This is a genomic window from Methanoculleus sp. UBA413, assembly GCF_002502935.1.
Lineage (GTDB): Archaea > Halobacteriota > Methanomicrobia > Methanomicrobiales > Methanoculleaceae > Methanoculleus > Methanoculleus bourgensis.
Genome location: NZ_DAQR01000141.1, coordinates 7,402 through 10,797 on the forward strand (window position 1 = coordinate 7,402; position 3,396 = coordinate 10,797).

A 3,396-nucleotide genomic window follows, 5' to 3' on the forward strand; every position below is an offset into this window, starting at 1 on the left:
ACGGAATCGGCGCCGTTCGGGCGGTAGATGATCACATCGCCGTAGTCCCCGAACGACCGGTGCCCGGTCCACTGCCCCTCGTCCCAGGTCGTGAGGCTGCCGAACCGGTCTTCGTCCACGACCAGCACCAGGTCGCCGACGTTCATGTTCGGGACCATGCTCTCCGACTCGATCGTGACCACAGCAGGCCAGGTGCCGGCGATGAGGTAGAGGGCGAGGGCGATGCCGCCCACGACCGCGACAACCCAGAGAAGGTCGCGGGCGAGAGAGACGGCCGGGTGTTCGCTCTCCCGGAACGCCGCGAGGGCCGATGCTGCACGCTGCAGCCAGGTGGTATCCGACATTTGCTGTAAAGAGAGTGTTATTCCTATATACATAGGATCTCCGGCACCGGAGTGGGCGAAAAGATAAACCCATATTACCGGGAGGAGAATAACATGAGACCATGCTCGCCAACGGGGAGATCGTACGCCGGTTCCTTGAGTTAAAGCACCAGGTCCATCCCGACGTGGTGAGTTACATCAGGGAGCAGAACGATCCCTCACTGATCGACCGGATCGCCGCGGGGGTTCCCGACGACACCCTGGTCATATCAGCGGAGCATATCCCGGGGCTGAAGAAAGTCAGGGATGGGACCAGGTTTCTTGTCGACCCGGAACTCGAGGTGATTGTGGGGAGTGCCGGGACCACGGGGAGCGTCACCGGCCATGAGGATGCAGTCCACTACTTCCGGGACCGTTACAACAACCTCTCCTCGATGATCCGGAGCCGGATGACCGCGATGCCCATCGAGGCGCTGGCGAAATCCCCTCACCGCTACCGCGACGAGGAGTGCACCATCATCGGGATGGTGGCCGACACCCGGACGACCGCCAGGGGGCACCGGCTCGTCGAGCTGGAGGACCCCACCGGGACCATCCGGGTGCTCTTCAACAAAGGAAGGGACGACTCCTTCGCGGAGGCAGAACGGATCCTCCCCGACGAGGTGCTCGGGGTCAAGGGGAAACTCTCAAACGACGGCGGGCTCCTCTTTGCCGATCAACTCTCCCGCCCGGACATCCCCATCAACCACGCCCCGTTCAGGAGCGACCGGCCGGGGAAGGCGGTCCTGATCTCAGACGTCCACGTCGGGAGCAACACCTTTCTTGAAGAAGCATGGAACCGGTTCGCCGACTGGCTCCAGGACTCAGATGCCGCATACCTCCTGATCGCAGGCGATCTCGTCGACGGCATCGGGATCTACCCGGGACAGGAGAACGAACTGACGATCAAGAACATCTATGAGCAGTACGACGTCTTCGCGGAGATGCTCCGGGACCTCCCGTCGAGGATCCGGATCGTTGCCGCCCCCGGAAACCACGATGTCGTCAGGATGGCTGAGCCGCAACCGGCGATCCCGCCGGAGTTCACCGGGAAGTTCCCGGAGAACTGCACCCTCGTCGAGAACCCCTGCTTGCTGAACCTCCAGGGCGTCCGGGTTCTCATGTACCACGGGCGGTCGTTCGATGACATGATCGGGCTCATCCCGGGCGCGAGTTACGAGCGGCCAGGGGAGATCATGGACGAGATGCTGAAACGCCGGCTGCTTGCCTCACCCTACGGCATGCGTACCCCCATCGCCGCCATGAAGACCGACCGGCTCGTGATCGATCCGCTTCCTGAGATCCTGCTCACCGGCCACGTCCACATCTGCGGCGTCACACGCTACCGGGGTGTCCTCGGGGTGAACAGCGGTACCTGGCAGTCACAGACGTCGTTTCAGAAACAGATGAACATCCATCCCACGCCCGCGCGGGCGTTTGTCGTCGATCTCCAGACACTCCAGCCCGAAGTGATGGATTTCAGCTAAATCTCCACTATTATCCCCGGGCCTTTTCCACATATTTAAAAATGTTGACCACCTCTCTATATGGTACTCTGTCGGAGGAATGAGAGAGAGATGGATCTGGTGTATCTGGCACCCATAGGTGCCATTCTCGCTCTCCTGTTTGCAGGATACTCGTATACGAGTATCAAGCGGGAGGGCACAGGTACCGAACTGATGCAGAAGATTGCTGCCGCCATCCATGATGGGGCAATGATCTACCTGAACAGACAGTACCGCGCTATCGCAATATTTGTTGTCGTACTTGCCATTGTTCTCGCGATCTGGATCGGCCCGCTCACCGCCGCCTGCTTCGTGCTCGGCGCGGCGCTCTCGGCGACTGCCGGCTACATCGGCATGTTCACCGCAACGGCCGCAAACGTCCGGACTACCAACGCCGCGCGGAGAGGTATCGCGGATGCGTTCAAGGTCTCGTTTGCGAGCGGTTCGGTCATGGGCATGGCCGTTGTCGGGCTCGGGCTCCTCGGGCTCTCGCTTGCCTATGTGGTTATCAGCACATTCGCCGGGCTCACCCAGGCTGAAGTCCTCACCGTCGTGACCGGGTTCGGTCTCGGGGCAAGTTCTATCGCCCTCTTTGCCCGTGTCGGCGGCGGTATCTTTACCAAGGCCGCAGACGTCGGTGCCGACCTCGTCGGCAAGGTCGAGGCTGGCATCCCTGAGGACGACCCCAGGAACCCGGCCGTCATCGCCGACAACGTCGGCGACAACGTCGGCGACGTCGCCGGCATGGGTGCGGACCTCTACGAGTCCTACGTCGGCTCGATCATCGCAGCGATGGTCCTCGGCGTCGCCGTCGCGGCCACGCAGTTCCCGAACGCAGACGTCATGAACGTGATCATCCTCCCGCTGCTCATCGCCGCGGTCGGTATCGTTGCGTCCATCATCGGTTCGTTCTTCGTCCGGACCAACAAGACCGAGAGTAGCGCCATCCACATGGCCTTCAACAAGGGGCTGCTCTCCGCGCTCATCCTGGTCGTCATCGCTACCTACTTCCTGGTGAACTCGCTCCTCGGGGCTGAGTATATGGGTGTCTTCTACGCCACCGCCGCCGGCCTTGTCGCAGGGTTCGCTATCGGCCTGATCACCGAGTACTACACCTCGTTTGACCGGAAACCGACCCAGGCTATCGTGAAGTCGAGTGAGACCGGGGCCGCCACCACCATCATCACCGGGTTTGCGAAGGGGATGGAGAGCACCGTCTGGCCGGTCCTGATCATCGCCCTTGCTATCTACGTCTCATACATGACCGCCGGGCTTTACGGCATCGCTATCGCCGCCGTCGGCATGCTCTCGACACTCGGGATCTCCCTCTCGGTCGATGCATACGGCCCCGTCGCTGATAACGCCGGCGGTATCGCCGAGATGTCCCACCAGAAGCCGGAAGTCCGTGAGATCACCGACACCCTGGACGCGGTCGGCAACACCACCGCAGCCATCGGCAAGGGGTTCGCCATCGGCTCTGCGGCGCTGACGGCGCTTGCCCTCTTCTCCGCCTACACCCAGGCGGTCAA

Annotated in this window: 2 protein-coding genes and 1 pseudogene; 2 read left to right on the forward strand and 1 reads right to left on the reverse strand. The window is 61.9% G+C overall.

Features of this window, described 5'->3' with window-relative positions:
• Window positions 1-344, reverse strand: a pseudogene (locus BP858_RS12235) (S26 family signal peptidase); the annotation flags it as partial.
• A 101-nt stretch (window positions 345-445) separates the two neighbouring features.
• Between BP858_RS12235 and BP858_RS12240 the strand changes: the two are divergent.
• Complete coding sequence (locus BP858_RS12240) at window positions 446-1,849, forward strand: DNA-directed DNA polymerase II small subunit (protein WP_286879587.1); 1,404 nt, start codon at window positions 446-448, stop codon at window positions 1,847-1,849.
• Window positions 1,850-1,939: 90 nt separating this feature from the next.
• Window positions 1,940-3,396 (forward strand): sodium-translocating pyrophosphatase (locus BP858_RS12245; RefSeq protein ID WP_286879588.1); only part of this gene is annotated, 1,457 nt, incomplete at its 3' end.

What these genes read in the sequence shown, in the direction of transcription:
- BP858_RS12240 (WP_286879587.1), top strand. Translation starts at nt 446, where the DNA reads ATGCTCGCCAACGGGGAGATCGTACGCCGGTTCCTTGAGTTAAAGCAC.